The sequence below is a fragment of the Mycolicibacterium neoaurum ATCC 25795 genome (assembly GCF_000691525.1).
In the GTDB taxonomy this organism is placed as follows: domain Bacteria; phylum Actinomycetota; class Actinomycetes; order Mycobacteriales; family Mycobacteriaceae; genus Mycobacterium; species Mycobacterium neoaurum.
Genome location: NZ_JMDW01000008.1, coordinates 577,019 through 595,197 on the forward strand (window position 1 = coordinate 577,019; position 18,179 = coordinate 595,197).

Here is an 18,179-nt window from a genome sequence, read left to right on the forward strand (position 1 = left end):
CCGTCAATTGGTGACATTTGTCAATGTCACAATCTTGCGTGTGGGCGGTTACCGGGGTGGGTCGCCGCGCCAGCTGAAGCTGTTGACGTACTTGCCCATGTCCAAGGCAAGCTGCAGGTTCGCCGCCGACGGTTTGCCCGACCCGAAATCGGGGCCGAATGCGCGATATGGGCCGATGGCACCCGCGACCAACGCGAGGTCGTTCTTGACCGCGACCATGACGATGATGCGCATCCTGGCCGAGCTGCTCATTGCGCCCTGCGGCCAGTAGTCGGCGGCCATCCCGTAGCCGAGCTGGTATCCGACCATCGTGTTGGGGATCTCGTAGGCGGCCTGGGTATCGGGGAAGGTCTTGTTCACCAGATCGACCGCGATGTCCTTCGGTCCGCGTCCGGCGGCCGGTTCACTGAACAACTGCATGGTGCCGCCGTCGCCGGCCTGCAGCACCGCGGTGATCCCGTTCGGATTCTTGGTGACCCGGTAGGCCGCATTCTCGACCGGGTAGGACACCGAGAACGATCCGTCGGCGGCGGTGAACCTCGGGTTGATCTCCACCCCCCTACCCATCGGCGGGCTGCCGCAATCGGGCGGACAGGCGTAGCGGGCGGCGGGTTCGGTGATCAGTCCGGAAAGCCCGACCAGGCCCGAGGCGACCACCACGATGACGGTGCCGAGGATCAACGACACGTTGCGGAACGACGTCTTGGGCGGTTCGGTGACCGTGAAATCACCGGTGTAGAGCGAGTATCCGGGCATCAGTCCCACCACGATCTCGCCGTCGGCGGGTTTCTCCTCGAGCCTGATCGGCCGTTCCTCGCGGCGGGTCCGCCGCGAGCGGCGCGAGGATGCATGCATGGCCGCACCGCACCTGGCGCAAAACGGTGCATCCGGCACGACATGGTTGCATTCGGTGCACAGGATCGGCTCGTCGGGGCGGATCTCGTCCTGGGCTTCATTGAGAAGCGCGAGTTGCAATCCGACCCGCAGGGCGAACAACGCGAGCGCGGAGAGCGTGAGGTGGCCGGCCAATTGCAGGAACTGGGGGACGCGCGCGACGTCGACCAGGCCCAGGGACAGGTAGATGACGATGACGACGACCGCGAACAGGACGAGGATGCCGCGGACCACGCCGCGGTGCTTGGTGATCTTGCTCGGTGGCCGGGTGAACCACAGCGCGATACCGATCAACCCACCGACCGCCGCCGCGGTCAGGGGCATCGCGATACCGCGGATGCCGGCTTCGACCAGCAACCCGTCCAACGGCCGGGAACGGTTGATCATGCCGGTGCTGAACTGGGGTGCCAGCCGGGACAGGGTGGCCGCGGCGGTGAACGTGACGGCACCGAGCGCCCCGATGGCGTAGCCGTCCAAGGATTCCCGGTCACCCCGCCAGGACAGCCGGACAGCCACCGCCGGTGCCAGCATGAGCAGCATGCTGCCCAGTGGGATACCCATGCCGTCGCGCAGGATCCGCGCTCCTGCGACACCGGCCCCGAGCGGCACACCGTAGGCACGGGCCACCGCGGCGCCGGTCAGCAACACCCACCCGACGCCGAGTCCGATGCCCAGCACGACGGTGAGTATCAGCGATGACCGCGGGATATCTCGGGACACCCCGGATTCACGGATGTACAGACCGAACAGTAGCGGCAGCCCGAGGGAAGCCACCGTGATCAGTGCGGCGGGCATCCGCAGCAGGGTGGCCGCGGTGAGGGCGACGGACAACAGCACCAGTCCCATCAGGAACACCCGTCGTGCCCGTGGCGAGAGATGCGGGAACAACGAACTCGTCAGCGCGGGGGACAACAGGGATTGTCCGGGTGCCGCGCTGAAGGTGCGCGCCCGCAGCCAGTGCGGGCCTCCTCCGCCGCGGTGCTCGGCGAGCGGGACGCCGCACAAACCGCAGTATTCGCCGTCCGGTACGTCGACCCGACAGACCGGACACTCCACCATCCCCGGCGCGGGTGCGGTAGCGGTCATCAGGCCTGAACTTTCTGTGCGAGTTGGAGATTGCGGACCAGATTGTCGACATCGGGGCTGCCCAGACCGGTGACCAGGTCATAGCCGGGCCCCGCGACGTCGACGGCATTGCCGCCGAGGGTGATGTCGCGGAAGGCGGGTCGGGGCGCGCCCTCGGCGATGCGATAGAGCAGTGGGTTGATATCGCCGATCAACTGGCCGTCGTGTTCGAGCAGCCACTGGTTCATCACCGCGGTCAGCCCGGCCCAGATGGGCGCCGATTGTGAGGTGCCCCCACCGGTGACGAACTGACCGTTGAGCACGATCTTGACTCCGGTGAACGGATCGGCCACGGCGGCGACGTCGGGCGTCATCCGGCGGCCGATATCACGTTCCGGCGCAACGAGTCCGACTGCGCTGCGCTGCCAGGGCGGCAGATCGAAGAGATTCGAGACCCCGCCGCCGGTGCCCTGGGACAGCGGAACATCGAACCAGGTCTGCTCGGAGATCCATTGGCCTTGGGCATCGGTGGACAAGGTGGTGCCGCCGACACTGGTCATCTCGGGAAGTGAGGCGATCGAATCGAGGCCGATGTCCTGGGCGCTCGGTGGTGAAGACCAGTCCTGTCCGCCGCGGCATTCCATCCCGGCGAGATCACCGCTGGCATTGAAGGCGGTGGTGCCGCGCGATTGCGCCGCACGCAGTGCCGAACGCACCGGGGCCACGTCCGCGGCGGTGATCAGCTTGTCGCAACCCCAGCCGATGGAGAAACTCCAGACCGCGCCGGGGAATCGGCGGTCGGTGTCTTCGAGCATCTCGCCGATCTTGCGGTAACCGCCCCCGCCCTGGACGGTCGGATGGGCATTGACCACGACCTTGCGGGCGTCTGGAGCAATGGCGTGTGCGACTTGTAGGTCCATTGACAATTCGCCGCGTGTTTCACCGGGCATTCCGCCGATGATCTCCGGCGTGAATTGCGGCAATTCGAATGCAGAACTGAATTTGTCCAGATCGGATTGATTGAATCCGTCGAAGGCGAAGATGACAATGGTGATTCCCTTGCCGGTGAACCCGTCTGCCGCGAGATCGTCTGCGTTGTAGGTGTTCAGCAGCGCGGCCGGTGTCAGGCCCTGGGCGGGAACGTCGAGTGGGATGTGATCGGGGCGCGACATCTTGTGTGGGGTGTAGCTCAGGATGCGGCCGATCTCGGCGACCTCGTGGCGCAGGTGGTCGGGCACCAGCGGTTGCTGCGGGGAGGCATAGAACTGCTGACCGCGGCGGCCGCGGTAGTCGCGCACGGAAACATCGAAGGCGCGCTCCACGTCTCCGGGCGCGCCCGTGACGATCGCCCAGTCGTCGCCGGGGCGCCACTGGACCTCGAGGGCCCGGTCGGCAGCCCAGTCGATGAACGCGTCCGGTTCGGCATCGTCGGTGAGGCTGGCGGTGAACTCGATGTGCTGTTCACGGGCCGGCCCGAGATCGGTCGAGGCTTCCAACAGCGAGGCGTAAGGGCCGTCGATGGGGCCGTTGGTCCCGTCGTCGCCGACATGCCTACGGTCCAGGACCAGGGTCGTGCCGAGGACGAGCATGCCTGCCAAGGCCAACGCGGCCAGCGAGCGAACCGAAGAAGCAGCCCGAAAGGTCATGGTTGAAGTGTGCTCGCTAAAAGTGGGTTCTCAACGGAAAGCGGGCCCAGAAAAGATCTGGACCCGCTTTCCGTCGTGGGTGGGTCAGTCGTGGTAGTTCGGGTCGAACTGCGGGGCCGTCGGCGGCGGGGTGAAGACGGTGATGCCGGGGTTGACCGACTTCTCGGTGGGCGCCACGGTGGGCTCCGTCGTGGTGGTTGTCGTCGTGGTGGTGGTTTCTTCGGCAGGCTTGTCGCTGTCGCTGCTGCACGCGGCGGTGAAGCCGATCATCGCGAAGATGGCGGCACCACCAATCGCAGCCGAAACCTTACGACTCAGAAGCGTTGATGCCATTTCTTTCGGTCCTTTTCCTTTTCCATCGGGGTGGATCCTCGGTCGGCGCGTGGTTCGCGAAAACCGTGTGCAGCAGTCCCATTCCGTCGGGATCTGGTGGCAGAAACTGTAACGCAATGGCGGTATCGGTGCATTCCCTTACCGAGGGCTGCTCTTTTCGTGTTCACCGCAATCCCGGCCTCCTACCGGTGCGGCGGGCGGCTTGACGCTGCCGTGGGCTAGGTGTTTACTCGAGCGATCGAACAGGTGTTCGAAACCGGTGGGTTACTGATGATGCTGGAGGTGCTGCTGTGACGGTGGCGATGGACCTGGAGCAACATCGAAAACAGCGTGCTGAACAGGTAGAACAGCTTCGTCGCAGGATAGCCGAGGTCTCCGACAGGATGGGCGCCGGACCCACCGGCGCAAGGAGTGCGCAACCCTCGTCGCACCCGGAAAATAGTTTGCCAGCACCGGACGAAACGCCGCTCGGACCCGGCGCGGACACGTTGCCGGTACCGGTACTGGCGAAGGGGTCGGTGGCGGTGCTGTCCGGGGCCCGGTCGCTCGGACTGCAGTTGGTGGCCGCAGCCACCGCCGCGGGTGGGCACGTGGCCATCGTCGGGCAACCCGATATCGGTCTGCTGGCGGCGGTCGAGATGGGTGCCGACCTCAGTCGGATCGCGGTGATACCCGATCCGGGGCCGGACCCGGTGGAGGTGGCTGCGATCCTGCTCGACGGTCTGGATCTGGTGATGTTGGCATTGCACGGCCGGTCGGTGCCGATCAGCCGGGCGAGGGCGGTGACCGCACGGGCCCGACAGAAGGAGTGCACGCTCCTGATCACCGACGGGGACTGGCAGGGGGCATCGGTCCGGTTGGATGCCAGGGTGCACGGCTACGACATGGCCGCCGCGGGTCCCGACGGCCCGGTGCCGGGCCGGGGACGGATAGCCGGGGTCCGGTTGGCCACCCGAACCAGAGGGCGGATGCCCGGCCGACCTCTCCTTGCCGCGGGGGGCTGACGTGTCCAGGGTGCTGGCGCTCTGGTGCATGGATTGGCCCGCGGTCGCCGCGGCCACCGCGGCCGGACTGGGTGCCACCGACCCGGTGGCGGTGACCCTGGCCAACCGCGTCATCGCATGCTCGGCGGCGGCCAGAGCCGCCGGGGTGCGCCGCGGCCTACGCCGCCGGGAGGCTCAGGCGCGCTGTCCCCAGTTGCATGTCGCCACCGCGGATCCCGCCGGGGACGCCAGGCACTTCGAGGCGGTGACCGCCGCGGTCGATGACGTGGTGCCGCGGACCGAGGTGTTACGGCCGGGACTGCTGGTGGTGTCCATCCGCGGGGCCGCCCGCTATTTCGGTTCCGAACAGGCCGTCGCGGAACGGTTGGTCGATGCGGTGGCCGCGGTGGGTGCGGAATGTCAGACCGGTATCGCCGACCAGCTGGGCACCGCGGTCTTCGCTGCCAGGGCGGGCCGGATCGTCGAACCCGGTCAGGACGCGGCGTTTCTGTCCGCGCTGTCCATCCGACAGCTGGCCGCCGAACCGAGTCTCGCCGGCCCGGGTCGTGAGGAATTGGCAGATCTGCTGTGGCGGATGGGGATTCGGACCATCGGCCAGTTCGCCGAGCTGTCCCGGACCGATGTGACCTCCCGGTTCGGTGCCGATGCCCTGCAGGCACACCGGTTCGCCCGCGGGGAGGCCGACCGCGGCCCCTCGGGACGTGAACTGCCCGCAGATCTGGACGTGGTCATGAACTGTGACCCACCGATCGACCGGGTGGATGCCGCGGCCTTCGCCGGCCGTTCGCTGGCCGGTGAACTGCATCGCAGCCTGGAGTCTGCCGGTGTCGGCTGCACGCGGTTGGCCATCCAGGCCGTCACCGCCAACGGTGAAGAGCTGAACCGGGTCTGGCGATGCGCCGAGCCGCTGACCGAGGATGCCACCGCCGACCGGGTGCGCTGGCAGCTGGACGGCTGGCTGGCCCGACGGCATGGCGGGCAGGGGCCCACCGCGCCGATCACGGTGCTGCGTCTGCATCCGGTCGAAGTGGTCTCGGCAGGGGCGCTGCAACTTCCGCTGTGGGGGTCCTCCGGTGATGACGACCGGTTGCGGGCCCGCCGGGCATTGGTACGGGTGCAAGGTCTGCTGGGGTTGGAGGCGGTGCGGGTGCCGGTGCTCAGCGGTGGCCGGGGCCCCGCCGAGCGCATCACCTTGACCGCACTCGGCGACGAACCGGTGCCCAGGTTCGACCCCGAGCAACCCTGGCCCGGTCAACTGCCCGAACCGTCACCGGCGGTGCTGCTCGATGATCCGGTGGAAGTATTGGATGCCCACGGCGAACCGGTTCGGGTAACCAGGCGCGGGATGTTCTCCTCGTATCCGGCTCGGCTGGAATCGGCCTGCCACGGAGGGGATCTCACGTGGTGGGCCGGTCCATGGCCGGTCGACGAACGCTGGTGGGATCCGGCGAGTGCGAAATCCGGGCACACCGCCCGAGCGCAGGTGCTGACCGCACCAGGGCGGGCGATGTTGCTGTGCTACCGCCAACGCCGGTGGTACGTGGAGGGCATCTACGAGTAGCGCGCCGCGAACGGGCCGACCCGTCCGACGAAGCGGTCGAAGAATTCGACCGGATCGACCTCGACACCGATGCGGGCGTTGGGTTTCCGTCCCCAGTGTCCACGCCAGTCGACCACGGTCATCGCCCTGGTGAGGGTGCCGGTCAGCTCGACATCGACGGTCGCTTCGCGGCAACGGACCAGATCCGGATCCAGCGCGACCGCGGCTGCCAGCGGATCGTGCAGATGCGCCAGATACCCCTCACCCTGGTCGAAGTGGAATTCGAAGTAGAACCGCATGGCATCTTCGAGAACCCGGATCACCGGATTGGCCGCCCTCGACCGCGTACCCCGGTCATCCAGGACACTCAACGGTGTCGAGGGTGCACCGGCCGCGGCGGATAGTCTGGCCAGGATCGACGGCGTCATCGCGATGTACTCGGTGATGTTGAGACCCAACACGGTCGGTAGATGCGTCGGGGTGCTCAGCCCCCAGGCGGCACTCCACACCGCGAACACCTCGGCGGCGGCCTCCGGGTCGACATGGGTGTTCCACTCGGCCACCGGGGTGGTGTTACCGCGGTAATCGAAGGCGCCACCCATGATCACCAGCCGACGCAACAACCGGGGGAGTGCGGGCTCCAACCGCATCGCCAGCGCCAGATTCGTCAACGGTCCGGTGGCCAGACCGATGAGCTCACCGGGATGGGCGCGGGCCGCCTTCACCCAGGCGTGCGCGGCGTCATACGCGGTGAGCACCCGGTCACCGGCAGGCAACGTGGCGTATCCCAGGCCTTCGGGGCCATGGGTGTCCTCGCAGGTCCGCACCGGGATGCTCAGCGGACCCGCCGCCCCCGTGGACACCGGGATATCCGCGGCATCGAACAGATCCAACAGTCGCAGGTTGTTGCTGCTGACCTGCTCGACCGGGACATTGCCTGCCGTCGAGGCGATACCGACCAGCTCCGCGTCGGGGCTGGCCAGCAGATAGGCCAGCGCCATCGCATCGTCCACGCCGGTATCGACATCGGCGAACACCGGCTGACGCGTCTGGGGCCCTGTCACGTCACCACAGTAGGTGCGGCCCGTTACCAGTGCACACCCGGAATCGCTCGGACCGCGCGCTTGACCGGGCGCGGCATCCGCACGGCGGGCACAGCGCGCGCCGGGCGCCGGGGATGACGCTGCGGGACCGCGGTCTCGTCCTCGGGCGCCTGTCCGCGGGCCGCCGCGGAATCCGGGTAACCCAGATAGAGCTGATGCAGCACGCGCCTCGACAGCCGAGGCGTGAAGTAGGTGCCCAGATCGGCGAGTGTGCCCAACGGGGTGTCGATGCGCGACGGTTTCTCGATCAGCCCGCGCACCACCATCGCCGCGGCGTGCTCGGCGGTGATGGGCGGCACCGGATTGAGCCGGCGCGACGGCGCGATCATCGGGGTCCGCACCAAAGGCATGTGAATATTGGTGAAAGTGATGTGATCAGAGAGTGTTTCGGTGCCGACCACTTCGGAGAACGCATCGAGGGCCGCCTTGGTCGGCAGGTAGGCGCTGTACTTGGGACTGTTGGCCTGCACGCCGGCACTGGACACGTTGACCACATGTCCGAACCGCCGTTCCCGCCAATGCGGCAGCAGCGCAAGCACCATCCGCACCGCACCGAAATAGTTGACCGCCATCACCCGCTCGTAATCGTGCAGCCGGTCGGTCGAGGCCGACACCGACCGCCGGATCGACCGGCCGGCGTTGTTCACCAGGTAGTCGACGTGGCCGAAGCGCCCGAGGATGTCCTTGATCGTGTGCTCCACCGAGCCGGAATCGGTGACGTCGCAGGTGAATGCGTGGGCGTCCCCTCCCTCGGCGCGGATCTCGGTGATCAGTTCGTCGAGAGCATCGGCGTTGCGGGCCAACGCGAAGACCGTGGCACCGCGGCGGGCGACGGCGACGGCCGACGCACGCCCGATACCGCTGGACGCACCGGTGATCACGACATGCCTGCCGACCAACGGGCCTTGCGGGTCATCGCGACGGGCACGGTCCGGGTCGAGATTCTGTGCCCAGTAGCGCCACAACTTCGCTGCGTACGAGGCGAATTCGGGCACCTCGATGCCGGTCCCCGCGAGTGCGGATGTGGTGCGGTCGGCGACGAACGTCGGTGCGAGATCGACGACATCGAGGATCTCGGCGGGCACCCCCAGTTGGGTGGCCGCCATATTGCGCACGATCTTGGCGCGACCGGTCGCCTTGAGGACGGGGGACACCGCGGCCCCGGGCAGTGAACCGACCAGCGGTGGCAACCCGGCGGCCTTGGCAACACCACGGTAGATACCGCGCAGTCCAATGGTTTTCGGAGCCGTCAGATGGAACGTGCGGCCGTCGCCGTCGGCGATGTGCATCAGGTGGACCATGGCGTCGACCACGAAGTCGACCGGGACGATGTTCGTCCGGCCGGTATCGGGCAGCACCATCGGGGTGAACCCCGGCAGCACAGCGAGTTTGGCCAGGATGGGGAAGAAGTAGTACGGCCCGTCGACCTTGTCCATCTCGCCGGTGCGGGAGTCGCCGACCACCACCGCCGGGCGGTAGATCCTCGCCCGCAGTCCGGGTTCGGCGCGCACCAATGCCTCGGCCTCGAACTTGGTCTGGTGATACGGGGTGGGCAGATACTGGCCGACGTCGAAATCGTCCTCGGTGTACTCGCCGACGAAATCGCCGGCCACCGCGATCGAGGACACGTGGTGCAGGGTCGCTGCCCATTCGCGGGCCGCCGCGATGACCGCGCGGGTGCCCTCGACATTGGCGGCCCGCTGGATGCCCTCGGGTGCGGTCATGTCATAGATCGCGGCGCAGTGCACGACATGGTCGACCGGGTCGACCTGGGCGCCGTCCAGACCCAGATCGGGTGCTGTCAGGTCGCCGACCAGCGCATTCACCCCCTTACCCCACCCCGCGGTAAGCCTTTCGAAGCGGTGCAGCGATCCGCGTCGCACGAGCACGGAGACCCGTGCGTCGGGATCTCGTGCCAGGAGGCGGGTGATGACCCGGCTGCCGATAAACCCGGTACCGCCGGTAACGACATAATGCATGTCGGTCATAGTCGTCTGCCTGGCGACGTACGTCAACAGTGGGGTTCAAAACCGGCGTCATCGGTGCTTCCAGGCGATCGCCGAGGGCACGATCGCAGGCCAGGCAACGGACAGGGTTCCCACCACCGGGCAACGCGCATCGCCGTCACTATTCGGGACCGCTTGCGGCACAACCGAGGTGCGAAGAGTTTCTTGAGCGGGGACGGTGGAGAGACTGATTCGGGTAGCGGAGGTAGGTTCCTGCGGACCGGCGACATGAACTTGAACCAGGTCGCAGTGCTCCGTTCAACCGGTGAAGTTCAGTTCTGCGGATTCTGAGCGATCACCGGAGGATTGCGGGGTATGTCCGCACGCAGGTTTCCGGGATAGCAGGGCGAGGTCCCGATGAGCAGCGGGGCCGCGCCGGCGTTGTTCCTGGCCTCAAGGTGCAGGACGTAACCGTCCGGGGTGTAGCCGAACCGGTTGGGTTTCTCGAACCCATCACGTTCGATGACTTGCCATCCCCACTGTTCCCAAGTGGTACCGGTCTGGGCGATGATCTGGTTGAAGTCTGCTCCCGGCGGAAGCTTCAGATCCCGCCAGTCCTCCACGTGGACCGGGGCTTCGGGGCCCGAGGGGTCGTCCTCGCAGTACTTGTCCATTCGGCCGATGCGGTACCGCGAGCCATCCAGAGTCGTCCCTGCGGGAAGCGTGTTGGCTGTTTCCTGCAGCAACTGCAAGACGGTGTCCTGGGCTTCCTGCTGGCTGGTCGGGATCTTCGGGTTCGGCACGGTGGGAGTGGCCTCCATCGGACCTCCTGGGATCGTGGTGACACCGGACGGCGACGCCGGTCCGAGGGGCGGTGCAGAGTCCTGCGGCGACGTTGAGCATGAGGCAACCACGCCGGTCGCGAGAACGATTGCTGCGATACGTATCTTCATAGATTCATGGACTCGGTGGGGTGACGTCGGTTTGACCAGCAATAATTTTACCCATGTTCAGTAGTGCGGGATTGCCGTCGGACCAGTAGCTGCTGTGCGCGTCGACTGATGGCAGGCCGAAAGGCCACGATTTGCCGGGTGCCGCTTCGAAGGGGATGGCGCCGAATTTGCCGGATGTCGGGTCGGGTCCCAGGGTGAGGCCTGTGGCGAGGGTGATGATGTCCTTCTCGGCGCGGGTGGCGAACACGTTGGCATCGGCAGGCAGATTCAGGTCGCCAGCGTTTCCTGCCAGGATTCCCGGGCTGCCGACTGCGACGACGTTGTTAGCGTCCAGGTAGCCGTCCAATCCGGCTGCGCCCATCAATGTTGAACCGTAGCTGTGTCCGATGACCGTGTTTGTGGATGGCCCGGCTGCGCCATCGTGTGAGGCGCGAAGTCCGGATTGGAAGTCCTGTAGTGCGTCGGCGCCGCCGTGGGCGTGGCTTGGCGATGCGGCCTGCATGAGGTTCATTGGTCGGTCGTAGTCCATCCATGTGGTCACGGATACGTCTTCGATGTCGAGATTCGGATCGGCGGCCAGTGTCGCCTGCAGCATGGCCTCGGACTTCTCGGTACTGAACTCCAGGCGCGACAGGTCTTGGCCGGTGCCGGGGACAAAGGTCGCGTGCCGTATCGCCTCATCGGGATTGTTGATCGACACAGCGGCATGGCCCTCCTCATCGAGGATGCCGAGGTATCGCTTGAGTCCGTCTGGCGATTCAAGGGCCTTGTGGACCTGATCGTATTGCTGGTCCACCTTGATGGCGTCATCGAGACGCTGCCTCCACTCCCGATAAGGCTTAGGCGGGTTCGGATTCGCCGTCGTGGGTGGGCCGGACGCCCACTCGGGATGCTCGCCAGCTATCCGGTCGACCTCGGTCTGCGCTGACTGTGACAACTCGTCGAGGTGGACACGGTTGTACTGGTCTTTGTCCTCGAAGGGCATTCCGGGATGGTTGCCGATGAACGGGTCTCGCGCGTAGAGCCAGTCCTTCTGCTCGTCGCTGAGTTGGTCCCAGGCTTCGCGAAACTCCTGCGGATCCTCCGGCAGTGGCTTGGTCAAGATATCCTGCGTGGCTGGATCATTGGTGTGCGGACCTTCAGGAATGGGTGCCGCACCTGTCGCCATCGCGATAGCGCGCGCCAATTCCTGGTCGACCCCGGCTGCCTCTGCCAGAAGTGCCGTCAAGCGCGCCTGCAATGCCTCGCGGGTGCTCTCGGCAGCCAGCATCTCAATCATGTTGGTTTGCAATGCCGGACCGGGCAGCACCTTGTTGCCGATCGGATCGATTTCAAAGCCCGCGCTCGTAGCATCAGCGCGCAGCTGCGCCAGACTCGCTTTGACTGCGTCGATCTCGTCGGCGGCTTTGCGTGCGGCTTGTGCTACGGCGATCGCTTCGTTGCCGTGCGCGTCCAGGTCTTTGCGTGTCTGGCCGATCGACTCTTTGGCAGCCTCGGAGGCTTCACCACCCCACGTCCCAAAGGCCGGCAGTTCGGCGATCCCGTTGGACGCCTCCGCAGCGGCTTCAGCACGACTACGCGCGGCGTTGAAGACTTCGCGGACGTCACCGGCATCCCAGCGGTCGATGTCCTCAACGGAAACAGTCACTGGCTTGCTTACTAGAGGCCCATGTCCTCAGGACGGATCCGGTTGCCGGCCGACTCCACGGCGGCGGCCGCGTTCTCGTCGGCGTTGACATACGCCGTGGCGCCGCTGCGCAGGCCGCTGCTATCGCTGATCATCCGACTCACCATGGCAGTGCTGTCGGCTTGCCACTTCGTCACGGCGGCGCCAAGGACGGTCGCTGCCCCAGCAGGCACACCCTTCTGGGCACCTTCGATCCGAGCGTCGGCCGCCGCGTGCTTAGCGCGGACACTGTCGGCGTGCACATCGACTGTTGCTGCCGACACGTGGAGGTCCTCAGGAACAACCCGTACCTCAGACATTCGGCCCCCCTCAACGATCTGTGCAACTGGCCCGACATCAGTTTAGTAAGTGCAGAACGCCCGCCGGTGCACCAATTTCTGCTGGAATCTCGCATTCCATGGGATCCAAGGTGGCTTCTTCTTGTCGGCAGCCCAGTGGCCGCGTAGGCAGGTAGCGCTACCCGCGACCGGGCCCTGCCAGGTGGGAAAGCGCTACAGAATGCGCTGCCGAAACGACCATCAATGGCACCGCTCGTCTCTAAGCTGCGGTGTGCGGAACCAACGGGGGAGGAGCTGCTGCTATGGGGAATGCAAGTCCGGGGTGGTACCACGACCCGTGGAATCAAGCAGAACTGCGATGGTGGACCGGCGACGAATGGACGGGCTGGACCCACTCTGCAACGCAGAGCGCCGAGAATCCCAACGCCCTGTCCGCGAGCGCCCGGCAGATCGAGCGAGGGATCGCTGATGTCCTGACCAGCGCTGATCGCATTGCCGTCATCGATGTGGAGACCACAGGTTTGTACCGTGCCGACCGCGTCGTCGAGATCGCCATCGTGACCATGGACGCAACCGGATCGGTTATCGACGAATTCGACACCCTGATCAACCCGGGCCGCGACCCCGGCCCGACTTGGATCCACGGCGTCACCGCCTCCATGCTCACCGAAGCTCCGAGCTTCGACGACGTCGCCCATCACCTCGCAGTCCGGTTGCACGGCGCCGTCGTCGTCGCCCACAACCTGCGATTCGATACGCGCATGATCAGCAACGAACTCGCGCGGGCCGGCATCGACATCGACTGGGGCTATGGCCTGGACACCCTGCACGCCACTGGCTGCAAACTCGCGGTCGCCTGCGCCGAATACGACATCCCGATCAACAATGCGCATCGAGCCCTAGTCGACGCCCGCGCCACCGGCCAACTCCTGTTCGCCGTCGCGGACGCGTTCAGCACACCCTGCTCGCCGGTCTCAGCGACCCCGCTGCACCGAACCCAACCGCGGCGCATCCTCACCCGGGACGGATTTACCGCCGTCACCCTCGACGTTCCCTACCTCGCCGAACTCGCCCGCGGAGTACACGCAGACGCCGACGTCGCGCCGTACGTGACCCTGCTCGACCGTGCCGTGAGCGATCTGCAACTAACGAGCGAAGAGAGAGTCGCGCTCACTGAACTGGCCCACGAACTCGGCCTTGATGACCGGCAGCGGGAACGTGCACACCGAGAATTCCTCAACGGCCTCATCGATGCAGCGCTGGAAGACTCGGTCATTACCGATGCCGAGCTCGACCAATTGTGCCGCGTGGCAGCGCTACTCGATCTCGACGCCAAGCTCGTCACCCGACGTACGAACCCGTACCGAATCGCCGAATCCACCCTCACCCTGGAAGCCGGATTGAAGGTGTGCTTCACCGGCGCAGCGCTCGACGAACTCGGCAGCCCGATCGACCGTGACGCCACCATTCATCCAGAGGCCCGTGCACACGGACTCCAAACGCACGACTCACTTACCAAGTCGTGTGGATTGCTCATCGCCGCCGATACCGCATCCGAGTCCACCAAAGTGGATACTGCCCGCCGATTCGGCGTACCAGTGGCATCGTTCGCTGATTACCGTCACGCTCTCGCAACCGGAAACCCACTGCGGGTGACGAACATTGGCAATCCCGGCATTGCGCAAGTTTGCGGTACATGCGGAGACTCCTGGATGGCAGCGCGCCGATCCAGTGCACCCTTGTGTGCACCATGCCGAAGCAGTCGATCGACGAGTAAGGCGCAGTCGCGGAACACATCGGTGCCGAAACCGCCCGCGCCACCGGCGATCGAAACCCTGGTCTGCGCTGACTGTATGAGTAGTTGGGAACGGACCCGCACGCGAGGGCGGCGACCAACTCGTTGCCCGGATTGCGCGCCCAGTCGTGCTGGTGTGAAGGTCTGATGGGCACGCGGGGCAACATTAGATGGCGTCGACCGTGTGGGGTCGGTACCTGGCGGTCGTGCGAAGGAAACCGACATTTCGAGATGGGTCATGATTGTTCTCGTGGCGCGCCCCGTTCGTAGAGATGATTAGGTTATGGCCTCTGATGAGTTTAGATTCGATCCGCGTCGCAACATGGACAACGCGATACGCGAACCCCATCAAGATCGTCTCGGCCGTAAACGATTCGCTAGACGCTTAGCACAACGTATCGCCTCCGGTGGGCGACATTCGAGCATGGTCTACAGCCTGGCTGGCCCTTGGGGTTCGGGAAAAACCTCGGTGCTGAATATGGTCTCGCATTTTCTGGAGCAGGACAGTGGCGGCGACTGGGCAGTCGTGGATTTTGTGCCCTGGGCCGCAAATGATGTCTCCGCGATTACTGACGAGTTCTTTCAGGCCATCGCGGCAGCGATGCCGCGGAATACCAAAAAGGGCCGAAAGGCTGCCGGCCAACTCCTAGCGATGGCGCCGGTAGCAGCTGCAGCCGCGAAAGCAGCAGCTAAATCAGCCATCGAAAGCAAGCTTGGCGAGGGCGCTGTCAAGAATGTCGCGGATGCCATTGCGGAATCCCTGGCTGACCGAGCAGGCGATGTCACGTTCGAGATGGACCCGTTCCAAGAGCGCTTTGAAAAGCTGTCCGCGACGATTCAGAAAGCCGGAGTCAACGTCCTGGTAGTTGTCGATGACATAGATCGACTGCAGCCCGACGAACTGTTAAGCGTACTTAAAGCCGTGCGACTGCTAGGCCGCTTCGACCGCGTTCACTACCTCTTATCGTTTGATGCCGAAACTGTGCTGGATGTATTGGCGCAGTCCGACCTTGCTAAAGGAATGCGCACTCGCGCCAACCAGTACATGGAAAAGATCGTCCAGTATCCATTTGTCTTACCTCCGCTTCAAGACTCGTACTTTGTCGGCGAATTTGCTCTTGCGCTAGAGGCGGTCGCCGAGCTTCACGGCCTCTCGCGAAGTTACCCAGGAACAGGCCAAAACGACCCACTAGTACGCCTCGCCGACCTCGTTGCAGGAGCTGAAGACAACACCTTGACGCTTAGGGCTGTGTACCGCCTCGCAAGCCAAGTTGACATGCTGCTCACGCTGGTGGGCTCCGAGGAAGATCACGGTGACCCGATCTCGGCTGCGGAGATCGATTTCGACGATGCAGTCTTGATTACGCACCTTCGCCTCCGTTTTGAGGGCTTGTATCGGAAGCTCCCTGCCTGGAGCAAAGAACTCACAGGCGAGCCTCCGGCTATGTTCTATCTCGGCTCAAACAACCGGGAACTGACCAGGGACGAATGGGTCGACCGTATAACCACCGAAATGACAGCGGCCGGGGACACACCTCCGGGGGCAAACGCACAGGGTGTGGCCAGCTTGATGACCGCGATGTTCCCGAGGGTGGGCGCCACGTTTCTGATGGAGGGAGACAACCGGCCCGCACGTATTCACAACCGCGACTACTTCGATCGCTATTTCCTTTTTGATGTCCCTGCGAACGACATTCGCGATGCTCGCGTGCGACGAGAGATCCTCCAGATCGCGAAAACAGGAGCGCTGCCTTCTGATTCATTGATCGTTCAGCATCTCGACGACTTCTCGCGCAACGGTGTGATGAGGCGGAAGGTCCTTGCAAATATCAGCCTGTTCTCAGACGCGACCTCCATCAACGCGGCATCAGCAGCGCATCAACTTATGAGAAAATTGACCGATGCGGATTGGGACCTCGCGGGGTGGGGCTTTATCATCTATGCGATGCTCGCCCAGGCAATCACGAAGGCAGATTCGCAAAAGGACGCTTCGGGATTAGTGGACAAGTTCGTTGACGACTTCGGTGTTTGGGCCGGCGCATCGGTATTGCTACGACCGTGGGAGGCCTCACCCGGCATCGATCGGAGTGTGGTCCTGGCGGCTTGCGACAACCTTCGGGATCAAGTCGTCGCTATCTGCAAGCGTGACCTCGAGAGCGACGTCTGGGCTGCGGGCGACGCAACATTGCAGACCGTGCTGTCCTTCTACAACTACCTCGACGCGGCAGCGCTGGAACAAGTCCGCGCTGTAGCTCAGAGCCTGATCGCTACAGGTGTGAAGCCCCATGAGCTCGCTGGAAGATTTATCACGATCGACCAGTCCGGCAGTCGGATCCAATACGGACACGGGAGCTATCTGAAGTGGTTCTCCACCATTGTTCCAGACGAACAGTGGGATCTAGATAACATCCCGGAGTTCGACGACGAGCAGGTTTCGGACACAGATCCGAGTCTCGAAAACCGGATCAAATTGGCCGCCAACGAGTTACGTCGCTTCCTCGAAGGAAGGTCCGTTCTCACCTAGGGGTGTGCGGGCGGTCCGGGTTCGCACCCGAACACTACGACTTTCTGGTCCCGAACGGCACCTGGACCAAGGAGACTGCGCGACCTTGGGGCGACACATCTGGAGATTATCGGTCGCAGTCGGTAGCAGTTGGTTACACCAGCGAAGGACCTTGGCCCGGAGTCCGCATCACTTGGAGCCAGTGCGTGATCGCGGCTTGGTCAGCTGAGTCAATCGAATAGCCGCGTGCTGCGATCGTGCTTTCTGCGCCAGGAGAGATCGAGTTGGTCGTTGCCACCATTCCCCGAGTTGCGCCCTCCGCCTGCACATCAGCCCATAGTGCTTTGACCACGGCCTTCTCGATCTTCGCCCGCTGGCGCTTGCACTGCACTATCAAGAGCGGAGGGCCGTCCACTTCAGCTTCCGACGGCCATATTCGTAGGTCGACACCGTCGTCATTTGAACCGGGCCCAAGTTCAACTGCATACCCCTGCCGATGCAGATACTCCGCGACGAGTCTTTCAAACTGTCGCCAATGAATGCGAGGTAACTCGTCGATGTTGGCGAACAAGAAGTCGATGAATCGCTGGTCGAAGAACTGACCGGACCTGGTGGCGCAGTCGGCTCGGTCGAATAGATCGCTCAGGGCGGCTATGGATGCTGCCTGACGATTCTCGCAACGCAGCCATGGATCGGTATGTTGCTCCGCGCGCAACGCCGCAAGCAACAGCTTGGTCGCCCGTACGAGTGATCCGCCCCCTGTGGAAAGCGCGGCGCCACCAACTCGGGCGAAATCGAGATCGTCGAGCCTGGCATTGAGGACAAAAAGATCGGTCCTCGCTACTGTTGCTGGTCCACGGACGGACATAGGCCAATTCTCGACACCGTCGTCTACAAGCACGCACTCCTGGTGGGTCTCATACTTCGATGCAGTTCCCTGTGCGTGGACCTCTTTATGAATGAGGTTGTGAGCGGCCACGTAAAGGTCGGTGTCTTGGGCAAGTTGCGTCCAGGCTGTAACTCTCGGCGCCTGGCCGAAGTCACACCAGCGGCTGCCGCAATCTAATAGCGCGGAATACAGCGCCAGTTTGTACTGCGATGGTGTCACGCGCGCAAACCCAGCTGGCGCAGCATCGCCAACACCACGTCCCAGATATTGGTCGATTTGATCGTCGGTCAACGCGAGACCTGCACGAATACCGACAAGCTCGGCGAGACCTTGTCGGAAGGCTCGCCACGGCGCATGTATCCCGCTCACAGCCGGAGTCTAAGGTCGGTACAGCGCGGCTTCGGCCGGCATCCTGTTAGCCGCAGCCAGTTTGCCGACGGATAGTTTTGTCATCCGGCGCACGCATGACGTAGCCCGTAACGGTGGACGTCATGACGACAATGGCGGGCATCGACCCTTTCGTGTCCGCGCGACGCGTTGGCG

General features: G+C 64.4%; 13 protein-coding genes. 4 read left to right on the forward strand and 9 right to left on the reverse strand.

Going from position 1 to position 18,179, the window contains the following annotated elements; all coding sequences use genetic code 11:
- Positions 1 to 48: 48 nt before the first annotated feature.
- From IC40_RS0110255 to IC40_RS0110265, 3 genes are all read right to left on the reverse strand, one after another.
- Positions 49 to 1,980 carry a DUF2339 domain-containing protein gene (locus IC40_RS0110255; RefSeq protein ID WP_036469679.1) on the reverse strand — a complete coding sequence of 644 codons (1,932 nt, stop codon included), beginning with the start codon at positions 1,978 to 1,980 and terminating at the stop codon, positions 49 to 51.
- Positions 1,980 to 3,605 carry a S53 family peptidase gene (locus tag IC40_RS0110260; RefSeq protein WP_030134622.1) on the reverse strand — a complete coding sequence of 542 codons (1,626 nt, stop codon included), beginning with the start codon at positions 3,603 to 3,605 and terminating at the stop codon, positions 1,980 to 1,982. Before IC40_RS0110260 ends, IC40_RS0110255 begins: the two co-directional genes overlap by 1 nt.
- An 84-nt stretch (positions 3,606 to 3,689) precedes the next feature.
- Positions 3,690 to 3,938: a hypothetical protein gene (locus IC40_RS0110265; RefSeq protein ID WP_030134623.1), complete on the reverse strand. Its 249-nt coding sequence runs from the start codon at positions 3,936 to 3,938 to the stop codon at positions 3,690 to 3,692.
- 290 nt (positions 3,939 to 4,228) lie between these two features.
- Between IC40_RS0110265 and IC40_RS0110270 the strand changes: the two genes are divergently transcribed.
- Together IC40_RS0110270 and IC40_RS0110275 are read left to right on the forward strand one after the other, a co-directional pair.
- Entirely contained in the window at positions 4,229 to 4,942 is a 714-nt protein-coding gene (locus tag IC40_RS0110270; RefSeq protein WP_081843383.1) for a DnaE2-dependent mutagenesis accessory factor ImuA', read from the forward strand.
- 28 nt (positions 4,943 to 4,970) lie between these two features.
- Positions 4,971 to 6,503 carry a DNA polymerase Y family protein gene (locus IC40_RS0110275; RefSeq protein ID WP_030134625.1) on the forward strand — a complete coding sequence of 511 codons (1,533 nt, stop codon included), beginning with the start codon at positions 4,971 to 4,973 and terminating at the stop codon, positions 6,501 to 6,503.
- Here the strand turns inward: IC40_RS0110275 and IC40_RS0110280 are convergent.
- From IC40_RS0110280 to IC40_RS0110300, 5 genes are all read right to left on the reverse strand, one after another.
- Positions 6,494 to 7,546 (reverse strand): nucleoside hydrolase, encoded by a 1,053-nt coding sequence (locus IC40_RS0110280; RefSeq protein ID WP_030134626.1) that lies wholly within the window; start codon positions 7,544 to 7,546, stop codon positions 6,494 to 6,496. The genes IC40_RS0110275 and IC40_RS0110280 overlap by 10 nt on opposite strands.
- Before the next feature lie 23 nt (positions 7,547 to 7,569).
- Complete coding sequence (locus IC40_RS0110285; protein ID WP_191293496.1) at positions 7,570 to 9,564, reverse strand: SDR family oxidoreductase; 1,995 nt, start codon at positions 9,562 to 9,564, stop codon at positions 7,570 to 7,572.
- A 299-nt stretch (positions 9,565 to 9,863) separates the two neighbouring features.
- Positions 9,864 to 10,352: a hypothetical protein gene (locus IC40_RS0110290; protein ID WP_030134628.1), complete on the reverse strand. Its 489-nt coding sequence runs from the start codon at positions 10,350 to 10,352 to the stop codon at positions 9,864 to 9,866.
- A 136-nt stretch (positions 10,353 to 10,488) separates the two neighbouring features.
- Entirely contained in the window at positions 10,489 to 12,132 is a 1,644-nt protein-coding gene (locus IC40_RS0110295; protein ID WP_030134629.1) for an alpha/beta hydrolase, read from the reverse strand.
- Positions 12,133 to 12,143: 11 nt separating this feature from the next.
- On the reverse strand, positions 12,144 to 12,434 hold the full coding sequence (locus tag IC40_RS0110300) for a hypothetical protein (protein ID WP_138158158.1): 291 nt from the start codon (positions 12,432 to 12,434) through the stop codon (positions 12,144 to 12,146).
- Positions 12,435 to 12,751: 317 nt separating this feature from the next.
- Between IC40_RS0110300 and IC40_RS26850 the strand changes: the two genes are divergently transcribed.
- A complete protein-coding gene (locus tag IC40_RS26850; protein WP_051644303.1) occupies positions 12,752 to 14,392 on the forward strand; it encodes an exonuclease domain-containing protein in 1,641 nt (546 codons plus the stop codon).
- Positions 14,393 to 14,527: 135 nt separating this feature from the next.
- Complete coding sequence (locus IC40_RS0110310; RefSeq protein WP_081843386.1) at positions 14,528 to 16,768, forward strand: KAP family P-loop NTPase fold protein; 2,241 nt, start codon at positions 14,528 to 14,530, stop codon at positions 16,766 to 16,768.
- Between the two features lie 133 nt (positions 16,769 to 16,901).
- Here the strand turns inward: IC40_RS0110310 and IC40_RS26855 are convergent, their stop codons facing one another.
- Complete coding sequence (locus IC40_RS26855) at positions 16,902 to 18,005, reverse strand: restriction endonuclease (protein ID WP_138158157.1); 1,104 nt, start codon at positions 18,003 to 18,005, stop codon at positions 16,902 to 16,904.
- Positions 18,006 to 18,179 lie beyond the last annotated feature (174 nt).